Source organism: Deinococcus sp. Leaf326 (assembly GCF_001424185.1).
Taxonomy (GTDB): Bacteria; Deinococcota; Deinococci; order Deinococcales; family Deinococcaceae; genus Deinococcus.
The window spans coordinates 26,908-45,511 of sequence record NZ_LMOM01000032.1 but is presented as its reverse complement, the minus strand read 5'-3'; the positions used below and the strand labels follow the sequence as shown (position 1 = coordinate 45,511).

The window sequence follows — 18,604 nt, the reverse complement described above, 5'->3', positions numbered from 1 at the left end:
CTGACTGATGCTTTACATCTCGCTAGGGCGGGCTTGACGGTGGATGAGGGTAACGCTTTAGCCCTCTACGTCGGGAGCGCGGTTCAGCTCCAGACTGAGCAGTAGAGACAACGCCGGACCGGCCCCACTTAGGTAGTGGGGCCGGTCCGGCGAGAAGTTGGGTCCAGCAGAGGGGGAGGTCGCTGATGCGTGGCCTCCCCCTCAATTCTCAGGGCACTTGCACCGTGAAGCAGCTCTGGCCTGAAGCACCGACCGCCAGAGCGGGAACCCGCACGCGGACCTGACGGCCTACGACCTCGCCGTCGTCGTCACCGGCTGCGTCGGTCAGGGCTGTGCCGTCGCGGGTCAGGGTACCGGCCACGTAGACCAGCGGGGCGTTGAAGTCGTCGGCCAGTCGCAGGTCGCTCAGGGCGTCGCTGCCCTCGTTGCGGTAGGTCAGGCAGTATTCGACCCGCTCGCCGGGCAGAGCAGTGGCGTTGCTGCCGGCCGCCCCGGTCCCCAGGTTGCGCACGGTCTTGGTCAGGCTGGCGCGGCCCAGGGTGGTCACGGTGGTCGTGTCACGGACGCTGCGCGCGTCCTGCACGGCGCTGCCCGACCACGTCAGGCGGGCTTCCACGTCCCGCAGGTCCTGCTGCCCAGCACCCAGGCCGCCCAGTACGCTGACCTGGACCTCGATGGCGCAGGCGCTCAGTCGGCCGTCCGGGTCGCGCGGCCAGGAGTCGTCGACAGTGAAGGCCGTCACGGCCACGCGTTCGGCAGGCTGCACAGTGCCGTCACAGTTCAGGTCACGGAAGAAGGTGGAGGTGAAGCCGGGGGTCCCGCTGGCCGACAGGGCCACGTTGCCCTGGGTACCGGGCCGGAACAGGTGAACGTAGCTGGCCGTACCGGGGCTGGGAGCCACGCCGGCCGCGTCTGGGGTGAAGGTCGAGAGGCCTACCAGGCCGAACCGCCGCACGAGATCACGCCCGCCAGACACGTCCAGCGGCAGGGCGTTCACGCCTGTCCCGGCGAGATCGGTCGCCAGGACCACCGGCGTTCCGGTGCCCTGGTCGTAGCCCGTGGGGGCGGTGCTGCTGCCCGTGACTGTCAGGGTGGCGGCGGTGCCCAGTGTGGACGGCCAGTACAGGGTGTAGCTGCCGTCGGCGCTCGTCTGGACAGTGCGGGTGTTCTGGCCTGCGTTCAGGGTCACGGTCACGCCGGCGAGGCCCGGCTCGGCGCCTTCCTGCCGGACGTTGTTGGGAGCTGCGGCAACACCGGGCGCATCCCGGCCGTCGTCCCGGAATAGCACGCCGCGCACCCGCGTGCCCGCGAAGAGGCCGAAGTCCTGACCGGTCACGGGTTGGGTCGCCACCGCGATGTCCCGCGCGCCGGGCTCCGGATTCACGAACACCCAGCCGGCCGGCGGCGCCGGAGTGGGGCTGGTGGCCGAGGTCGCCACGAGCAGGCGGTACTGCCCGGAGGGTACGTCGGCCAGGGCGTAGGTTCCGCTGCCGTTCAACGCAACCGTGCGCGTGACCTGCCCGTTCTGGACGAGATTCACTGAGACGGCGGGCACGCCCGAGTCTTCGCCGGGGTCGCGTACTCCGTCGGGCTGCACGTCGCGGTAGACCACGCCGCTGACCGTGCACAGGCTGTTCACGCCCAGCACCGTGAAGACGGCCTGCCCTACGCGGATGCCCAGCAGGGCCAGTGTGGGGTCGAGGACGCCCCCCAGGACCGTGGTCAGGACGGGACCGACCACAGTTGCGGTCAGGGTCTTGAGCGGTGTGGTCACGGCGTTGACCACGGAGTTGGTGATAGCAGTCAGGTTCAGATTGTTGAGAAGAGGATTGGGAAGCAGAACGGCTATGCTCGCCCCACTGCCCAGAACGCTGATCTCCAGGTTCTGCACGAGTGAAGTGGCCAGTGCTCCAATTGAAACGGTACCCGAGGTGAAGGTCTGGGTCTGCGGAAAGGGCCCGCCGAAGGTCCCCGTCTGGGTGGCCGGGGTGCCACTCGCGACCGCGCGGAGCCGCACCTCGACAGGCACGGTGACGGTCGCGATGGTGAGGTTCGGTGCGAGCGTGGTCGCCAAGTTCAGGCTGACCGTCAGGTTCGCGGCAGTCGCGGGGGTCACGTCCGCTGCGGTGAGGATACGGCTGCGGTTGAAGAACACCGAATCGGCAATCTGGCCCACGTAGAGGTCGGCCACGCCGGGCCGCGCGTTGAGCTGAAGCACCCTGCCCACAGGGTCGATGCTGGTGATGGTACCTTCGGCCTTGGCGACCTCGGCGTACACGCTGACGGACAGCAGCCCGTTTTGCTGCGCCACTCCGGTTCTAACCTGGAGACCTAGGGGCAGAAGACTGGAGACGCCAGCTGTCACGGTGCTCAGGGTGGTGGCGTCGAGGGTAAGACCCTGAGTCAGCGTGAGGTCCAGCTTGAGGCGGATGGCGGCCGTGTGCAGGGTACTGCCGGCCGGCCCACAGGTGTAGACCGGCGGCTCGACGACCTGCGCGTAGACCTTCAGCGAGGCGACACCGGGCAGGCCCAGGGCCGCCGGATTGACCGTGATGGGGGTCGGGGTAGTTGCCACGTTGCGGAAGTTGTAGAGCTGGAGGCTGCCGGTGAGCAGGTCGAGGACGTTGAGCCGGATGTCCGTGAGCGCGCCCGACGGCAGCTGAAGGTTGAGCAGGTCGCCCAGGCGGATGGTTCCCCCCAGGGCGCCGAGCTGAGTGCCGAGCGCGTTCAGGGCGCTCACCTGGGCCGTGTTGCCGTCGGCCTGCGCGACCTGGGCGAGGGCCGTAATGAGCTGACCCACGCCGATATTGGTGGCCAGCACCTCGTTCGTGCTCGACAGGTTGAGGTTCAGGCGCAGCCGCTCCAGCAGGGCGTTCAGGCCGACCGAACCCTGGGTCAGGGCATTCCAGTCGAGGACCGAGAGGTTCACGGCCGTGCCGGGAAGCAGGGTACTCAGCAGCAGGTTCAGCAGTGGCCCCTGCGTGCTGTCCACGCTGACCAGCCGGGGGCCGGCCGCCACGCAGGCGCCGCCCCGGCAGCTCTGCGCCCCGCCGACACTGGCCGGAAACAGGCCGAGCAGGCACAGCAGCGTGATCAGAATGCGCTTCATGGAGTGCCTCCTGCACGGTTGGAATCGGTGGGGGCCGCGCCGGTCGAGACGTGGCCGCCCGAGAAGTCGAAGCGGACCGAGAAGCCGCTCTGGGTGTTCCACAGACCGCCGGCAGCGCCGGGCACGCGGCCCCAGGTGTAGCCCGCGACCACCCACAGGGGCTGCTCGGGTCCGGTGAGGCGGTAGCGCAGGTCCAGGGTCGCGCCGCGTTCGGTCTGGCCCAGGGCGGGCAGCCAGATCACGCCGGCGCCGGCCCCGACGCCGAAGCGGTCGGTGACTTCCACCACGGCGCCCAGGCTCAGGCCCAGGACGCTGCCTTCTGGGTCGGACAGCGGCACGCGGTACGACACGCCCGGTTGCAGACTCAGGGGGCGGTTCAAGAGGGTCCGGGCCAGGGCCACGTTGGCCTGGGCCTCACCCTCCAGCACTGCCCCCGCGACCCCGGTGCCGAGGACGGTGGACGCCGTGCTCAGGCGGTGGGTGGTAAGCAGCGAGAAGTCCTCGCGGCGCAGGGCGTAGCTCAGGCCCACGCGGCCCTCGGGGGTGGGCAGCAGCTGTCCGTTGGCGTCCAGCGAGAGGGTCTGGCCCTCGCCGAGCTGACCGGTCACGCCGCCGCGCAGGGCCAGGCGGGACTGCCCGGCACTCAGGCCGTATTCGCCGCCCAGGGTCGCCACAATCCGCTCGTCGGCGTAGCGCAGTCCTGCGCCCAGGGTCGTTCCGAACGTACCCGTCTCCATGTCGCGGTCCACGCTGGCACTCAGGTTGGCGCCCAGGTGCTCGTTGAGGGTCAGCGGCACGTCCAGCCCGAACCGCGCGCGCGAGGATTCGCCGGCCGCGCCGGGCAGCGTGTACGCCACGCTGAAGTTCGAGAGCCCCACCCGCTGGCGCAGGGCGAACTCGCCGGTCGGTCCGGCGTCGGGGCCACTGCCCCAGATCTGGCGCACCCGCGCCTCGGCGCTGAGGGTGTCCGTCACCGCGTAGCGCACGCCGAAACGGGTTTCGGGAGCGCGGCCGGTGCTCCCCAGCGGCTGGGCATGCGACACCTCGGTGCTCAGGCGGCCCGCGTCGTAGCGGCCCAGGCCCAGGACCCCGAAGCTGCCGGTGTTCCAGTCGTAGTCCGCGCCGGCCCCCAGCGTCAGGGCGCCGAAATGGTGTTCGGCGGTGGCCTCGCTGCGGGCTCCGGTCGTCTCGAAACGCTGGCGCAGCGTCAGGTGGGTGTCGCCCAGGCGGTAGCTCACGGCGGCTGTGCCCAGGGGGCGCTCGCCGGCTACGGCGCTCACGCTGGCATCGGCGCTCAGGGGACCCTGCTCGCCACGCAGTTCGGCGCTCAGGCGGCCCTGCGGGTACAGGGGGTCCTGGGCGTAGGTCACGCGCGCCCGCAGTTCCGGCGTGGTGTACGCGGCCGAGGCCCCGAAGTAGAGCCGTTCGAGCCGCGCGGCGCCCACCTGCACGCTCCAGGGCCCGTTCACGTACTCGGCGCCGACTCCGGCAGCCACCAGGGTGCGCGCGCTGCCCAGCGGCGCGAAGTTCACCACGAGCTCGACCGCCGAGAAGTTGTCGTCGTAGGCGGAGAGGGGAGCGGCGAGAACCAGCAGACCGTTGTCCTCCAGCGTGTAGTCCTGTCCCGGCACGAGGAAACGCTCGCGGCCGCCGGAACGCACGGTCACGCGTTCGGTGCCGGGCTGCGGGGTCTGGGGCAGGCGGTAGGTCCGGCCGCCGTCGGCGCGGAGGACGACTACCCCCTGCGTCGGAGCGACGAGGCCGGCGAAGCCCTGCACGCGCACCTGCCCGCGCACCTCGGCGCGCAGGGCCGTGCCCGCGCCCAGGGCGCTGAGCCCCGGCACGCCCAGCGGCGCGGCGAAGTAGCCCAGGGTCAGGTCGCCCCGGTCGTAGCGCACGGCGAAGCCGTCGGCCGAGCGCAGGGCCGGCTGGGCCTCATTGGCGCTGCCCGTAACCGGAAAGCGCGGGGCGGTAGGCGAGTCGGGCAGGCCGCCGGTGTCCACTGCGGCGCGCACCTGTCCGCCCAGCAGCGGTCCCTCGGCGTAGGCGCGGGCCTGGGCACGCAGCTGCGTGCCGTCCCCGCCGAACTGCACCCCCACGCTGCCCTGGTACAGCGACAGCGAGGAGGGAGCCTGTCCCGCGTACAGCCGCGCCCCGGTCTGGAGGGCGCCCAGCGCCGCGTTGACTGTGATTTCGCGTCCCGTCGTCACTGGCGCGAGCCGGAGCCGGGCCACGCCGTCACTCAGGGCGACCTGGTACCCGCTCTCGGCCGGAGCGGCGTCCGGGGTCAGCGGTTCGGCGTCGGTGCCGACCGTCACGAAGCCGCGCCCGCCCGCCACACCGGCCTCGTCCAGCGCCAGAATCTCGATCTCCAGCGGGGTATGGCCGTCGGCCAGCAGGGTCACGGGGCGTACGCTCAGAGTGCGGGGCGCGCCGGCGACCGTCACCTCGGCCGTCTCGCTGCCGGTGTCGGTGCGCGCCTCGATCACGTTGCGGCCCGGCCGCAGCGCCACGCCCACGTAGGTCAGGCGCCGCGTGCCGGCCGCCTCGCCCGGTCCCTGCTGACCCAGGCGGTCGTCTGCGACCCGTTCGCCGTTGACCCACAGGCTCAGGGTGCCCTGCGCCGGTCCTTCGAGCACAACGCCCGTGCTCGTGCCCTCGCGCACGACGGTACCGGGGCGGGGCGAACGGATCAGGCCGGTCGGAGCGGCGACGGTCTGGTCCGCCGCAGGCGCCGAGGGAGCCGCCGCCGCGTCCGGCGCCTGGGCGCTCAGGGCGAAGTCGGCGCGGGCCAGTCCCCGGACCTCGGCGGTCTGACGCCAAGTCTGGCCAGCGGTCTGGTCCACCGACTTGAGAGACGCCGGGTCGAGGCCCACGAGCCAGGGTCCCGGCGCGAGGTCGCGGAAGGTGTACCCCCCGGCCGCGTCGGTCAGGACCTGAAGGCCGCCGGGCAGAACCACGCGCGCACCCACGACCGGCTGGTCGCCTTCGCCGAAGCGGTTGTCGCCGTCGCGGTCCACGTAGACCCGCCCGATCAGGGTGCCGAGGGCGCCCACCGGGTCGGCGACGCGCACCTGCGCCGTCGCGGGCGCGCTCTGGAGGAGCCGGATTCCGGCGACGGCTTCGGCCTGCGCGGGTACGGCGAGGCGGCCGCTCCCACTGCCCAGCACCCGCAGGGTATAGGGCAGGGTCAGGCGCTCGCCAGGAGCGACGCGTCGGGTCCAGGTTAGTACCTGGCCGTTCGCGCCCACTTCAACCTGCGGCTGACCATCGCCGGCCGAGGCCACGTAGGCGCCGTGTGCGGGGACCACCGCGCGCACCGTCACCATGAGGGCTTCCGTGGCCGAGTGGGCCACCGACAGCACGAAGGGGACCCGTTCGCCGGTGCGGGCCATCTCGACACCGGCGCTGTGGGCGAGGTTCAGCGCCGCGGCCGGAGCGGCGACGCGCACGCTGGCTACAGTGCGGCGCTCTCCGCAGGACGCACTGACGCCCACGTCGAGCGCCCCTGGCAGGATCAGGGGGTTGGTCGACGAGATGCCCAGCAGCAGCGTGCGCGACTCGCCGGCAGCCAGGGTCAGGCGGTCGAAGGCTGCGCCGTCGGGCGCTCCGTCGCCGTTGTCGTCGGCGAAGAACGACACACGCAGCGAGGGCGCTAGGTCGGCGGGCAACTGCGCTTCGAGCAGGATCTCGCCGCCCGCGCCGTTTTGCCGGACGGTGAACGGAATGAACAGGGCGCCCGTGGCCGGGAGGGCCAGGGCGCCGGAAGCGGGGCCGAGGCTCAGCGCCGGGGAACACAGCAGTTCCCGGCGCAGCTCGACCGTGTTCGAGGAGAAGACGAGGGGGTTCTGGGGGCCAGCGGTATGCAGGGCAGCGGTGTTCTGCACCGTGCCCTGGGCCGCCGCCCTTCCTGACAGACCGCCCAGCAGGAGGCCGAGGGTCACGAGGGTGGGGACCAGGGTGTGCGTCTGCATGGCCGCCCCGCCCCTCAGCGGATCCGCACGTCGAAGCGGACCGTGAAGCTCTGTCCCGCCCCGAAGAGATCGCCCGCGCCGACGCTACTGTCGCCGTCGCTGTTCACGCCGATCCGGATGCTGCCGCCCGGCAGGCTGCTCGGCGCCGTGGTCGTCCAGGTCTGGCCGCCGTCCACGCTGTACAGCAGGCCCACGCCGGCGCCCGTCGCGCTGACGGCCACGAACTCGGTGTTGGCCGGCAGCGAGTCGGCCACGTAGACCGAGTTCTGCGCGGCGTCGCCCGTGTTGGTGGCGACGATGGTGTACCGGACGATGTCACCCGGTGAGACGGCGGCGCCGTTGGCCAGCGGCGTGACGGTGGTGCAGCTCGCGTCGTTGCACAGACCCGCTTCCTTGGTGACGGTCGCGCTCGTCCGCAGGGCGGTGGTGGTGTCCACGACCGTCACGGTGCTCGTGGTTCCTGCCGCGCCCGCCGCCGTGACGACCGCGCGGATCGGAGCAGCTTCGGTGTCGTTCGCACCCGCCGCGTAGGCCGCCGGAATGCTGACCCGCACGTAGATCGGCGTGGCTGCGCCCTGCGCCAGCGCCAGGCCGGTGAGCTGCGGCGCGTAGGTGACGCCGTCGGTCGAGAACTCGTAGGTCCAGCCCTTGGGTGACGTGAAGGCCGGCACAGCCACGGTCACGGCGCCGTTGCTCGTGTTCGTCAGGGTATGGGTGTAGACCACGTTTGCCCCGGGGACGGCGTTGCCGGCGCGGTCGGGCACGAAGGTCGCCGCCGCCACGCCGCTGACCCCGATGGTGTCGGTCACGGTGCTGGTGCGCGAGGGGGTGGTCGTGCTCGTGGCCGTGAACTGCACCGGCTCGCTGCCCGCCGTACGGCCGGGGGGCGGCGTCACCTGCGCGATCAGGCACACGGTCGCGCCGGGGGCCACGGCGGGCGTCTGGGTGATGGGGCCGCCGTCAGGCGTGCCGTCACAGTTGGTGTCCAGGTAGAAGACGGGCGTGCCGTATCCGCCGGGCACGGTGGAGCTCAGGTTGTAGGCCTCCGGAACCGGCGCGCCGTTCTGCAGTTCCAGCACGAACAGGGCCGGGGTACCGGGCGCGGCCGTGACGGTTACGGGGGCGGTGCTCGGGGCGGTGGCCGGATTGCCGTCACCGTTGCCCAGCAGTACGGGGCCGGCGGCGTTCACCTGCGACACGCGGTCGAGGCTGTAGTCGGGCACGCCGCCGTTGGGGGTCGCCACCACCCGGATCTCGGCGTTCGTGAGGTTGGTCGAGGGCAGTGGGATGTCGCACTGCGCCGCGAGGTCCACGCGGCCGCCGGCGGGCAGGCTCACGGCGCCGTTCAGCGGCGAGAGATTGCCGGCTGCGTCCACGTTTACCACGCGGCAGGTCCAGCCAGCCGGCGACTGGTCCACTGCCACGTTGAAGGTGTTCAGGGCGTTGCCGGTGTTCAGCAGGGTCTGCTTGAAGGTCACCGAGGTCCCGGCCGTCACTGGGGTAGCCATCGTCTGGAGGTCGCCCGCACGCGTAATGGTCTGCCCGCCGAAGGTGTAGGCGCCCGAGCCGTCGCCGTTGGGGAACTCGAAGGGCCCGAAGGCCGCGCTGCTCACGCTCGCCACCGTATTGTTGGTGGCCAGCGAGGTCACGGTTTCGCCCGCGTCCGCGCCGTCGCCGTCGGCGTTGCCGTCGAAGTTCACGGTGGCGCGGTTGGTCAGGTCGGTGCCGGCGGCCGCGCCGGCCGGTACGGTCGCTGTGAAGCGCAGGGCGTAGGTGGCGTTCTGCGGGAAGAAGGCGCCGGCACCGCTGATGAGCAGGCCCACCGCGTTCACGTCGGAGAGGACGGCGGGCGCGGTGGCCGTCCAGGTCACGCCGCCGTCGGTGGAGTACAGCACCGTCGCTGCGCCGGCCGTGCTGCCGCTGGTGGGATCGATGCTCGCCAGACGCATCCCGCCGGGCAGCACGTCGCGTACGAAGATGCCGTCGCGGGGCGTGCCGTCCACCGTGACTGCGCCGGTCACGTTGCCGGCAGATGTGGCCGAGGCGTTGCCTCCGGTCGCTGCGTACGTGATGGCCGAGCCCGGCGCCACTGCGCCCGCCGGGCTGGCGTTCAGGCTCAGGCTCAGCTGCGCGTTGTTGGTCACGTCTACGCGCGCGTAGTTGTTCTCGTCAATGGCAGCCGCGTTACCGGCCGACACGGCTCGCAGGTCCAGGAGGCCGCTCGAACTGGCCGGCGCTCCCGCCGGGGTCCGCACCGATACGAGCACGCCGGTCGAGGCGTCGGCGGCCAGGGTCAGCGAGGTCAGCGCCGGGCCGTCGGCCACGCCGTTGTTGTCGGCGTCGGCGTAGATGGCCACGTTGCTGAAGTCGAAGTCGTCGCCGGCAGTCGGCTGCACCACGCTCAAGTTGAACGTGTCGCTGCCGTTGCCGTTGTTGGTCAGCGTGTACGGGATAAGCCGGTCCTGGCCCGCGAACGCGCCGAAGCGCCGGGCGGCTGGGACGTTGCCCGCGTCGGCGTCGGGCGTCACGCTCAGGGCGTAGACCTGACGCACCACGACCTCGACCGGCAACGAGGCGATCTGTACGGGAGCGCCCAGCGACGTGCGGTAGTCCAGCGTAGCGGTGTTGGTCACTCGGGTACCGACGGGGGTGCCCACGGCCAGGGCGCCGGTCGTCAGGGCAAGGGTGGCCGTCCAGAGCAGATGACGGGAACGGGACATGCAGAACCTCCTGGGTGACGGGTCGGAAGGCGAGGAGCCTACGGAACGTGGAACACGGGCAAGACGGTCGGTCATCGGTTTCACGGTGCAGGTAGGTTAGGAGGTGGGCTGTCACAGCTTCTCCCGATACTCTCATTTGGTGCACATGAAATGGGTAGCTCTGGAGTAGGTGAATGTTTTTTACGCGCTGGGACGAATCCTTTTGCGCGGGGTAGCGAAAAAATCCCCCCATTAGGGGAAGCGCTTCGTCAGTCCGATGAAGTTCGACGTTGAGAAACCTTCATGCTGACGCATATTGTGGAATTGTTCACTTCCTCTCCCAGTCAGGCTGGGCTGGGCTTGAATTGGCCTTCATTCTGCTGTCACCAGATTGGGGACGCTCGGCGGGTTCCCGGTTTTCTTACGGTACTGCTGCCTGTTCTGGGGGCAGACTGACTTCATGAGCACTGCATTTCTCTCGTCCGAGGCGCTGACCTACGCTCTTCAGGCCGTTCTGGCGAGTGGCGGGGCCAGAGAAAGCTTCCTGCTGTACCACGACGGCGGCGGCACGGTGCAGCTCGGCCCGGCCGGAGTGCGGCGCCTGAGCGGCGACTGGGGGGCCGGCCTGGACGAATGGTTGCCCCTGAGCGGCGTTCCCCTGCCCCTGTTGCACGCCGGGCAGACCGTGGGGCTGCTGTGGACCGCGCCTGGAGAGTCGCTGGCGGCTCCGGCCGCCGAAGCGCTGGCGGACCTGCTGGCCCGCGTCAGTGCGGCCCCTGACCCCTGGAGCGCCGACCAGCTTGCCGGGTACAGCGCACTGATTGACCGTGACGGGCGGCTACGGGCGGCCACCCCCGCGTGGCTCTCGCTGTTCGGGCTGGCCGGTGAGGCGATCGGCCAGCCGCTGGGCGACCTGCGTACCGAGTGGCGGCTGCTGGAGCAGGCGCTGCCCGGAGTCCTGGCGGGCCGGGCCTTCACGGTGCCGGCGGGATGGGCCGCCGTGCCCGCCGGAGCGCCCGCGCAGTTCGGCAGCGAGCTCCGGCCCTGGCCGGTTGCGGGCTCGGAACTGGCGGTGCTGTTCAGTGTCTGGGAGGCCAACGCCGCGCTGCGGGTCGCGGCCTCGCCCACCGCTGCGGCGCCTACGCCGGGTCTGGACTCCACTGTCTTCCGGGCGCTGTTCGACAGTGCGGCACACGCCCAGTGGCTCGTGACGGGCAAGGGCACCGTGGTAGAGGTCAACGCGGCGGCAGCGGCGCTGGAAGCCGGCGACAGTGCCGTCTCCATGTTGGGTGAGCTGGTCTGGTCGGTGGGCGTATGGCGCGGCCACGAGGCCGTCCGGCGGCAGGTCCGTGCCGCAGCGCTGCGGGCCGGACGCGGCGAGGCCGCCGAAACCGTGCTGGAGCTGGAGACGGGTCCCCCCTGGCAGCTCCGCGCGCGCCCACTGACCGCCGGACACGCCCTGCTGGAGCTTGCGCCCCTGAGCCATGAGCCGCAGGACCTGGAGCGGCGCCTGGCCCTGCTGGACATCCTCCTGGCGTACTCGTCGGAGGGCGTGGTCGTGACCGACGCCCGCGGCCGGCCCCTGATGCTCAGCGGCACCGTGCGCAAGATGATGATGCCTGGCGCACAGGACAGTGCGGCGCGGGACTGGGCGCGGCATTTCGAGCTCAGGAGTGTCGGCGGCGAAGTGCTGGCGCCAGCGCAATTCCCCGGGACGCGCGCCCTGCGGGGCGAGGAGGTGCGCGACGAGGAGGTTCTGGTCGTCTCGGAGCAGGGCTCCCGGCCGATGTCGATGAGCGCCTATGTGCTGCCCAGCGACCTGGGTGTGGCGGTACTGACCCGCGACCTCAGCGAGAAACGCCGCCTGCTGAGCTACCTCAGTCAGGTGACGCGGCGCGACCCCCTCACCGAACTGCCCAACCGCCAGGCCTTTATGGACCGCATCGAGACGGCCCTGGAGGAGCGCCGGCACGACCCCGAATGCCGGTACGCCGTCTTGCTGTGTGAACTGGGCAACCTGGACGATCTGAGCGCCCGAATCGGCCCGAACCTGAGTCACCGGCTGTGGCTCGACTGCGCCGCCCGATTCCGCGACGTGTTCCGGGGAAGCGACCTCGTCGCCCGCTTCGAGCAGGGGCAGTTCGCGGCTCTGCTGGCCCGTCCCGGTGGCCCCGCCGGACTTGAGCGCATTCTCGATCGCCTGCGCGGGAGCTTCTCGGCGCCCTTCACGGTCGGAGAAGAGACGTTCGTGCCCGAACTGCGCGTGGGTCTGGTGCCCGATCTGGGTGCGCAACCCTCGGCGCAGGCAGTGCTGTTCGCTGCGGCTCAGGCTATAAGGGCGCTGCCGGAGCGGGTGCCGGCGGGCGACTGATTGCTGGGGCTGGTCCAGGGGTGAGTCTTCACCCCTACAGGCTCAGTTGCCCGTGTTCAGCCACGCAGCCGTCAGGCCCAGGTCCTGCGGCGACAATTCGTGTCCGGCGTTCAGGGTCTGCTCGGTCAGGTCGGCCCCCAGGCCGCGCAGATAGGGTCCCAGCGCTGCCGCGTGGGGCAAAAAGGGATCGTGCGCGCCGTGCAGCGCCAGCACCCGCACGCCGCTCAGGTCCGGCTGCGGCGGGTGTTCGAGCGCCATCACGGGCCGCAGCAGCGCCGCGCCGGCCAGGGTGCCGGGCCGGCGGACCAGGGCAGCGAGCGCGATGTTCGCTCCGTTGCTGTAGCCCAGCGCCGTGACGGCGGCGGGGTCGAGGCCGTAGTGCGCGGCGGCCGCCCCCACGAAGTCGGCCAGGGCGTCGGCCTCGGCGTTCAGGTGCGGCTGGTCGTACTGCACGGCGCTGAACCGGCGGAAAAAGCGCGGGAAGCCTTCTTCCAGTGAGCGCCCCCGTACGCTGAGCAGGTTGACGCCAGGAGCCAGCCGCCGCCCCAGGTCGAGGAGCGAGCGCTCGTCGCCGCCCGTGCCGTGCAGCAGCAGCAGGGTGCGGTCCTGCGCGCCGCGTTCCAGATGGTGAATCCATTTCAGGTCAGGTGTGGGGGTGGTCATGTCTCGTCTCCAGAGGTCGTATGTGGGGCCTGGGCCGTCTGTCTGCGGGGCGGGCCCCACCGAGATCAGTCGATGGGCTTGAGGCCGGCGAGAATCTGTGCGCGGCGGGACTCGAACCTGGGGGGCAGGATCACCTTGTCGCCCAGGGTGGCCATGTCCTCGTCCACTCCGAAGCCGGGGCCATCGGTGGCGATCTCGAACAGCACGCCGTTGGGCTCGCGGAAGTACAGGCTGCGGAAGTAGTAGCGGTCCACCTCGCCGCTGCTGCGCAGGCCGAAGCTGTTCAGGCGCTCGTTCCAGGCGTGGTACTGGTCGTCGTCCGGCGTGCGGAAGGCGACGTGGTGCACGCCTCCTGCTCCGCTCTGCGCCGGGGCCAGGTCGGGACGCACGGCGACGTGTAGCTCGGCCTGCGGGCCACCCGCGCCCATCTCGTACACGTGGACCATGTGCGCGGGGCTCTCGGGATCGGCGTACTCGCGCACCGGGCGCAGGTTCATGACCTTTTGCAGCACGACGTCGGTGTTGCGCAGGCTGGGCACCGTCATGGTAATGGGTCCCAGACCGCGAATCTGGTGCTCGGCCGGCACCGGGCTCTGTGCCCAGGGGGTCGGCTCGTCGCCCGCGCCGCCGTCGGCCACGAGGCTCAGGCGCTGGCCCTCGGGGTCCTCGAAGTTCAGCGTGGCGCGGCCCGCGCGCTCGGTCAGCTCGCCGCGCGTGATCTTCAGGTCGTCCAGCCGCGACTGCCAGTAGCTCAGGCTGGCCTCGTCGCGTACCCGCAGGGCCGTGCGCGTCACCGCGTGGTTGCCCCGGCGCTCGCGCTCCACCGGCCAGTCGAAGAAGGTCAGGTCGGTGCCGGGCGTGCCCACCGCGTCGGCGTAGAACAGGTGGTAGGCGCTCACGTCGTCCTGGTTGACGCTGCGCTTGATGAGGCGCATCCCGAGGTCCTGGGTATAGAAGCGCTTGTTCTCGCGGATATCGGCCGACACGGCAGTCAGGTGATGGAAGCCGGGAAAGTGCAGTCCGGTGCTGGGCAGGTCGCTCATGGTCATTCTCCTTCCTGCAGGTGCAGGGGACGCAGGTGCGCTTCGATGGTGGCGCGGCGGGATTCGAGAAAGGGAGGCAGGCTCAGGCGCTCGCCCAGGGCGGACAGGTCCTCGTCGGTGGCGAAGCCGGGGCCGTCGGTGGCCAGCTCGATCACCAGCCCGTTGGGGTCGCGGATGTAGACCGAGTGGAACCAGTGGCGGTCCACCTCGCCGCTGTTGCCGTAGCCGGTGGCCGCCAGGTGCAGCAGCCAGTGGCGCAGCTCGCGGTCGTCCTGTACCCGCAGCGCGACGTGGTGCACGCTCCCCGCGCCGGGGCGGCTGTGGGAGAGGCCCGGCGCCTCGGTCACGTGCAGCTCGGCGTGGGGGCCGCCTCCACCCAGTGCGAAGACGGTGGTGGGGTGGCCGTCCAGGTTGTAGCGCCGCACTTCACGCAGGCCCAGGCCCGTCTCCAGAAAGGCGCGGGTGGGGGCCAGATCGCCCACGTGATAGCCGCTGTAGCCCAGGCCCTGAAGCTGGACACCAGCCGGCAGGTCGCCGTGTGGTGTCCCGCGCGGACCCTCGCCGCCGTCGTCGAACAGGGACAGCCGGGTGCCGTCGGGGTCCTCAAAATCCAGGTGTGCACGGCCGTCGCGGGTGTAGACCTCGCCGTGAGGCACGCCCAGCGCATCAAAGCGGTCTGTCCAGAACTCCAGCGCCGCGGCCCCCGTGACCCGGTAGGTCGTGCGTGTCACCGAGTCGTTGCCCCGGTGTTCGCGCGCCGCACGCGGGAAGTCGAAGAAGGTCAGGTCGGTGCCGGGGGTGCCTGCGCCGTCGGCATAGAACAGGTGGTACATGCCAGGCGAGTCCTGGTTGACGGTTTTCTTGACCAGCCGCAGCCCCATCACCCGGGTATAGAAGTCGTGGTTGCGCGCGGCGTCGGCCGTCAGGACGCTGACGTGGTGGAGACCGCCGAGGGGCAGGGGAAGAGAGGGAAGGGTCACGGTACGGGTTCCTCCTGAAGTCGGGTCCAGAGGGCGGCGAGGGTGGCGGTCTCCTCGGGGGTCAGGCGGCTCAGGAACAGTCGGCGGACCTCCCGCAGGTGGCGCACATGCGCCCGGCGCAGCTGGCGCTGGCCCTGCGGAGTCAGCACGGCCTCGAAACCGCGGCCGTCCTCCTCGCAGCGCCGGCGCTCGATCAGGCCCTGGGCCTGCAACTTGTCGGCCAGCCGTGTCAGCCCGCCGCCGGAAAAGCGGACCCGGCGCGCGAGCTCGGTCATGCGCAGGCCGGCCGCGCCCGCTTCCTGCAACGTCAGCAGCAGTTCGTAGGCGGCCATGTTCAGGCCTTCTTCGGCCAGTGCCGCGTCCAGCGCCTTCCACAGCGCGTCGTGCGTATGCAGGAAGCCGCGCCAAGCCAACAATTCTGTTAGGGAAAGGGTGAGCACCGGGAAACCTCCTCAGGTGGCTCAACTCTACATGTATTTAGTTTGCAAAGCAAGTAGTTTGACGGGTGGCGGATCTGGGTTAGGTGGAGGACGTCGTCAGGTTGCCGGGGCGGGGTCTGCCTGGGGCGCCCTACACCCGCTGCCCTGCACTGCTGCCCCGCATCACCCCGCCTGCGATGAGGTGGGCGGCGCGCAGCGGCTCCGGGATATGCCCAGTGACGGTCAGGGACGCAAGAACCGTCTCGGCCACCGCCAGAGAGAGGCCTGCCCGCTGCACGTACACGCCGCCGCAGGCTTCCATCGGCCCGGCCTGCTCAATCAAGCGCCACTTGCGTGCTCCGCCCGGCACATGTTCCAGCAGCGCGGCGCGGATGAGCTTCAGTCGGGGAAGGCGCCGCGCCACGACCAGGACCGGGCGCCCGGTCTGCCGGTGCAGCCGCGCGAGATCCACCACATTGAAGCCCGCCAGCGCGACTCCCTGGAGCAGTACCACGTTCAGGTGTTCACCAGCCAGCTCTGCGAGGCGTGTCAGTTCGTCGGTGCTGTTGCGGCCGTCGCGGCGTACCCGCCCACGGACCACGGCGTGCAGAGTGTGGCCGGCGTAGACCGTTCCAAAGACGGCCACGTCGCCCCGGTGCGTGCGCGCGAAGGGCGCGTCGTCGAAGCCGATGGCGTGGGGCGCGTGAGAGGGGCTCATCTGGCTGAGGATAGCTGCCTCCAGCGTCTGGCCCGGTTTTCCGCGTGCAGCGGTGCCGGCCCCCGGGCGTCAACCGTTCCCAGATGACCCGGCCACATAGGGGCGTTCTTCGGTGGTGTGCCCAGTCCCGACGACCCGGCCGCCGGTCGAGGCGGCGACCCGTTCCAGAAAGAGTTCCCAGGTGCGCCGCTGCACGTAGGACGCCCCCAGCAGGTAGCCCAGGCGGTCCATCCGGGTGCTCGAGCGCGTGCAGGTCTCGATTTCCAGGCGCGCCCGGCCCACGTCCTGCGGCACGGCGCGGAACTCGACCCAGCCGGCTTCGGGGTGGTGCCGCAGGGTCTGTTCCCGGAACCGCAGGGGCCCGCGCACTTGCAGCCGGGTGGCTCCCAGGCGCGCCGCCAGAACGATGGCGTAGCGGTCGCCCGGCACGGCGCGACCTGGGCGCCCCGAGACCTTCCAGACAAAGGCGAGTGGGCGGGGCATCAGTGCCGGGAAGAAGTCGGCGGCGTGGTCGACCGTCTCCTGAGCCGAGTGCTGGGCGTCCACGATGTCGGCCCAGAACCGCCGCTCGACCACGGGGCCCAGGCCGTCGGCCAGGGTCGTCGGGGTCAGGGGAAGGTGACGCCTGGCCGGGCGAACCAGCCACCAGACGGCTCCGGCGGCCAGCAGCAGGCCCCAGCGCCCAGCGAAGGAGGGGAGGGAGCCAGGGCCTTCCCGGCGGTCGTGTCGGCCATCGGTCATGGCGCCGATGTTCCCTCAGCGGGCTGTCGCCCTGCTTTCCGTCCGCCTCTGGGTCCGTTAAGGAGAGAGGGCCGTCTCCCGAGGACGGGGTGAAGACACGTTCACCGACTCCCCATTCTGGGCAGCGCGTGCGGAAATGGCGGAGGTGCGGTGCGCCATTGTGCCCATAGGCGTGCCTGACGACTCCGGGTCACACTGTGCCCATGCTTACCCTGACCCCCACCGCTTTCGATCCGAAGACCGAGACGCCTGAGCGCCGGCTGGCGGTCGCCGAAATGATGTGCGCGGCCTTTGCCGCCGCCTACCCGGCCGATCCTCCGCTCATCGCCGGGCGCGAAGCCCACGGCCTGATCCAGGAGACCCCCGGCGAATGCAGCGAACACGTCGTCGTGTGGGACGGTTCCCGCGCGCTGGCCTGGGGAATGCTGCACTACAGCCTGAACGAGAACCTGCACCTCGTCCACGCCCGACTGATCGTGCATCCGGACGCCCGGCGGCGTGGCCTGGGCCGCGAGGTCGCCCGGACGCTGCAGGCGCGGACCCGCGCCCTGGGCCGCGACCTCGTCACGTTCATGACGGCCGAGCGCGCGCCGGCCGGAGAGCCCTTCGCCCGGACGCTGGGCGCGCAGGCCACGCTGCCCATGCGCCGCAGCCAGCTCGTGCTGGAGGACGTGTCGGCTGAGTTGCTGCGCGCCTGGACCACGCGTCCCGGGCAGGAGCCCTATGCCCTGCACCTCTGGGAAGAGCTGCCGGAGGAGTACCTGGAGCGCCTGGCGGACATGGTCATGGTCATGAACACGGCCCCGCGCGGCGACATCGAGATGGACGACTGGACGGTGACGCCCGAGATGCTCCGCAGCTGGGAACAGCAGATCGTCGAGGCCGGCGAGAAACGCCTGACCGCCGTGATCGAGGACACCCGCAGCGGCGAACTCGTGGGCTTCAGCGACGTGTTCTGGAGTCCCGAGCGTGCGCCACTGGTCTTTCAGGGGGGCACGGCCGTCCGGCCCTCGGCGCGTGGCCACGGCCTGGGCAAGTGGCTCAAGGCGGCCGTGCTGCTGCGGCTGCCCGAATTTGCGCCGGGAGCGCAGTTCGTACGGACGAGCAACGCCGAGGAGAACGCCGCCATGCTGGGCATCAACGTGGCGCTGGGGTTCGCCCCCTGGGACAGCCAGACCGAGTGGAAATTGCACCTGACGTGAACCGCTCGAATTGACCCCGCCGTGCGTGGCCGGCAGCCCCCAGGGCTGCCGGCCATGCGGCGCTGTGCCCTCCAGATGAGAACCGGCATGAAGGCCTCTTAATGCCAGAGGAAGGACGGCCCACAGGCCATTTCAGCCGGAATTGAGCCGGTGAACATCGGCGGTACGGGAGGGAAGCGCAGACTTGGCGCGTGCTGAGGAAGCACGCACCATATTCCTGCAGGTCAAGGAGGCGCGACATGACGAACGGCGACAACGACGGACGCGGTTTCGCGGGTATGGACCCGGACAAGCAGCGCGAGATTGCCAGCGAGGGCGGCCGGGCCGCCCACGAGAGCGGCAACGCGCACGAGTTCAGCAGCGAGGAGGCCCGCGACGCCGGCCGTAAAGGCGGCGAGGCGGTGAGCCAGGACCGCGAGCACATGGCCGACATCGGCCGCAAGGGTGGCGAGGCGTCCGGTGGGGCAACCGCGACGACGGCTGAGACGGACTTCGGATGATTCCAGCGTAGTTCCGTGTCCTGTGCCCGGCCACCTGTTTAGCGCGCGGGACGGAACGCCGGAATCCCGCAGAGTTGGCGCGGCATGTCCAGGTCTGAGAAGGCCCGGTAGTCCTGGAACGACCCGAAGATACGGGTCAGACCTGTTCATAGCCGCCAGACGTCGTGGGCACAGGGGAGAAGTCC

General features: G+C 70.8%; 12 protein-coding genes. 3 read left to right on the top strand and 9 right to left on the bottom strand.

What is annotated here, in order from left to right:
• Positions 1–208: 208 nt before the first annotated feature.
• Genes ASF71_RS10950 through ASF71_RS10940 form a run of 3 tightly spaced genes read right to left on the bottom strand, consistent with a single transcriptional unit; the run spans position 209 to position 9,803 of the window.
• Positions 209–3,109, bottom strand: coding sequence for an SdrD B-like domain-containing protein (locus ASF71_RS10950; protein WP_056299562.1), 2,901 nt, complete (start codon positions 3,107–3,109; stop codon positions 209–211).
• Complete coding sequence (locus tag ASF71_RS23710) at positions 3,106–7,083, bottom strand: carboxypeptidase-like regulatory domain-containing protein (RefSeq protein WP_056299559.1); 3,978 nt, start codon at positions 7,081–7,083, stop codon at positions 3,106–3,108. The genes ASF71_RS10950 and ASF71_RS23710 overlap by 4 nt, the downstream gene beginning before the upstream one ends.
• Before the next feature lie 14 nt (positions 7,084–7,097).
• Complete coding sequence (locus ASF71_RS10940) at positions 7,098–9,803, bottom strand: DUF11 domain-containing protein (RefSeq protein WP_056299558.1); 2,706 nt, start codon at positions 9,801–9,803, stop codon at positions 7,098–7,100.
• Positions 9,804–10,242: 439 nt separating this feature from the next.
• Here ASF71_RS10940 and ASF71_RS10935 point away from each other — a divergent pair, with 439 nt between their 5' ends.
• Positions 10,243–12,153 (top strand): GGDEF domain-containing protein, encoded by a 1,911-nt coding sequence (locus ASF71_RS10935; protein WP_056299555.1) that lies wholly within the window; start codon positions 10,243–10,245, stop codon positions 12,151–12,153.
• Between the two features lie 42 nt (positions 12,154–12,195).
• Here the strand turns inward: ASF71_RS10935 and ASF71_RS10930 are convergent, their stop codons facing one another.
• From ASF71_RS10930 to ASF71_RS25110, 6 genes are all read right to left on the bottom strand, one after another.
• Complete coding sequence (locus ASF71_RS10930; RefSeq protein WP_056299549.1) at positions 12,196–12,816, bottom strand: alpha/beta hydrolase; 621 nt, start codon at positions 12,814–12,816, stop codon at positions 12,196–12,198.
• Positions 12,817–12,881: 65 nt separating this feature from the next.
• A complete protein-coding gene (locus ASF71_RS10925) occupies positions 12,882–13,865 on the bottom strand; it encodes a ring-cleaving dioxygenase (protein ID WP_056299546.1) in 984 nt (327 codons plus the stop codon).
• A complete protein-coding gene (locus ASF71_RS10920; RefSeq protein ID WP_082505941.1) occupies positions 13,862–14,839 on the bottom strand; it encodes a VOC family protein in 978 nt (325 codons plus the stop codon). The genes ASF71_RS10925 and ASF71_RS10920 overlap by 4 nt, the downstream gene beginning before the upstream one ends.
• On the bottom strand, positions 14,836–15,279 hold the full coding sequence (locus ASF71_RS10915; RefSeq protein WP_056299543.1) for a MarR family winged helix-turn-helix transcriptional regulator: 444 nt from the start codon (positions 15,277–15,279) through the stop codon (positions 14,836–14,838). Before ASF71_RS10915 ends, ASF71_RS10920 begins: the two co-directional genes overlap by 4 nt.
• A 130-nt stretch (positions 15,280–15,409) precedes the next feature.
• On the bottom strand, positions 15,410–15,976 hold the full coding sequence (locus ASF71_RS10910; protein ID WP_056299540.1) for a DUF99 family protein: 567 nt from the start codon (positions 15,974–15,976) through the stop codon (positions 15,410–15,412).
• Positions 15,977–16,045: 69 nt separating this feature from the next.
• A complete protein-coding gene (locus tag ASF71_RS25110) occupies positions 16,046–16,717 on the bottom strand; it encodes a hypothetical protein (protein ID WP_056299539.1) in 672 nt (223 codons plus the stop codon).
• Between the two features lie 203 nt (positions 16,718–16,920).
• Here ASF71_RS25110 and ASF71_RS10900 point away from each other — a divergent pair, with 203 nt between their 5' ends.
• Both ASF71_RS10900 and ASF71_RS25105 read left to right on the top strand, forming a co-directional pair.
• Positions 16,921–17,919, top strand: a complete 999-nt coding sequence (locus ASF71_RS10900; protein WP_056299535.1) for a GNAT family N-acetyltransferase — start codon at positions 16,921–16,923, stop codon at positions 17,917–17,919.
• Between the two features lie 239 nt (positions 17,920–18,158).
• On the top strand, positions 18,159–18,419 hold the full coding sequence (locus ASF71_RS25105) for a KGG domain-containing protein (protein ID WP_056299532.1): 261 nt from the start codon (positions 18,159–18,161) through the stop codon (positions 18,417–18,419).
• Positions 18,420–18,604: the final 185 nt, after the last annotated feature.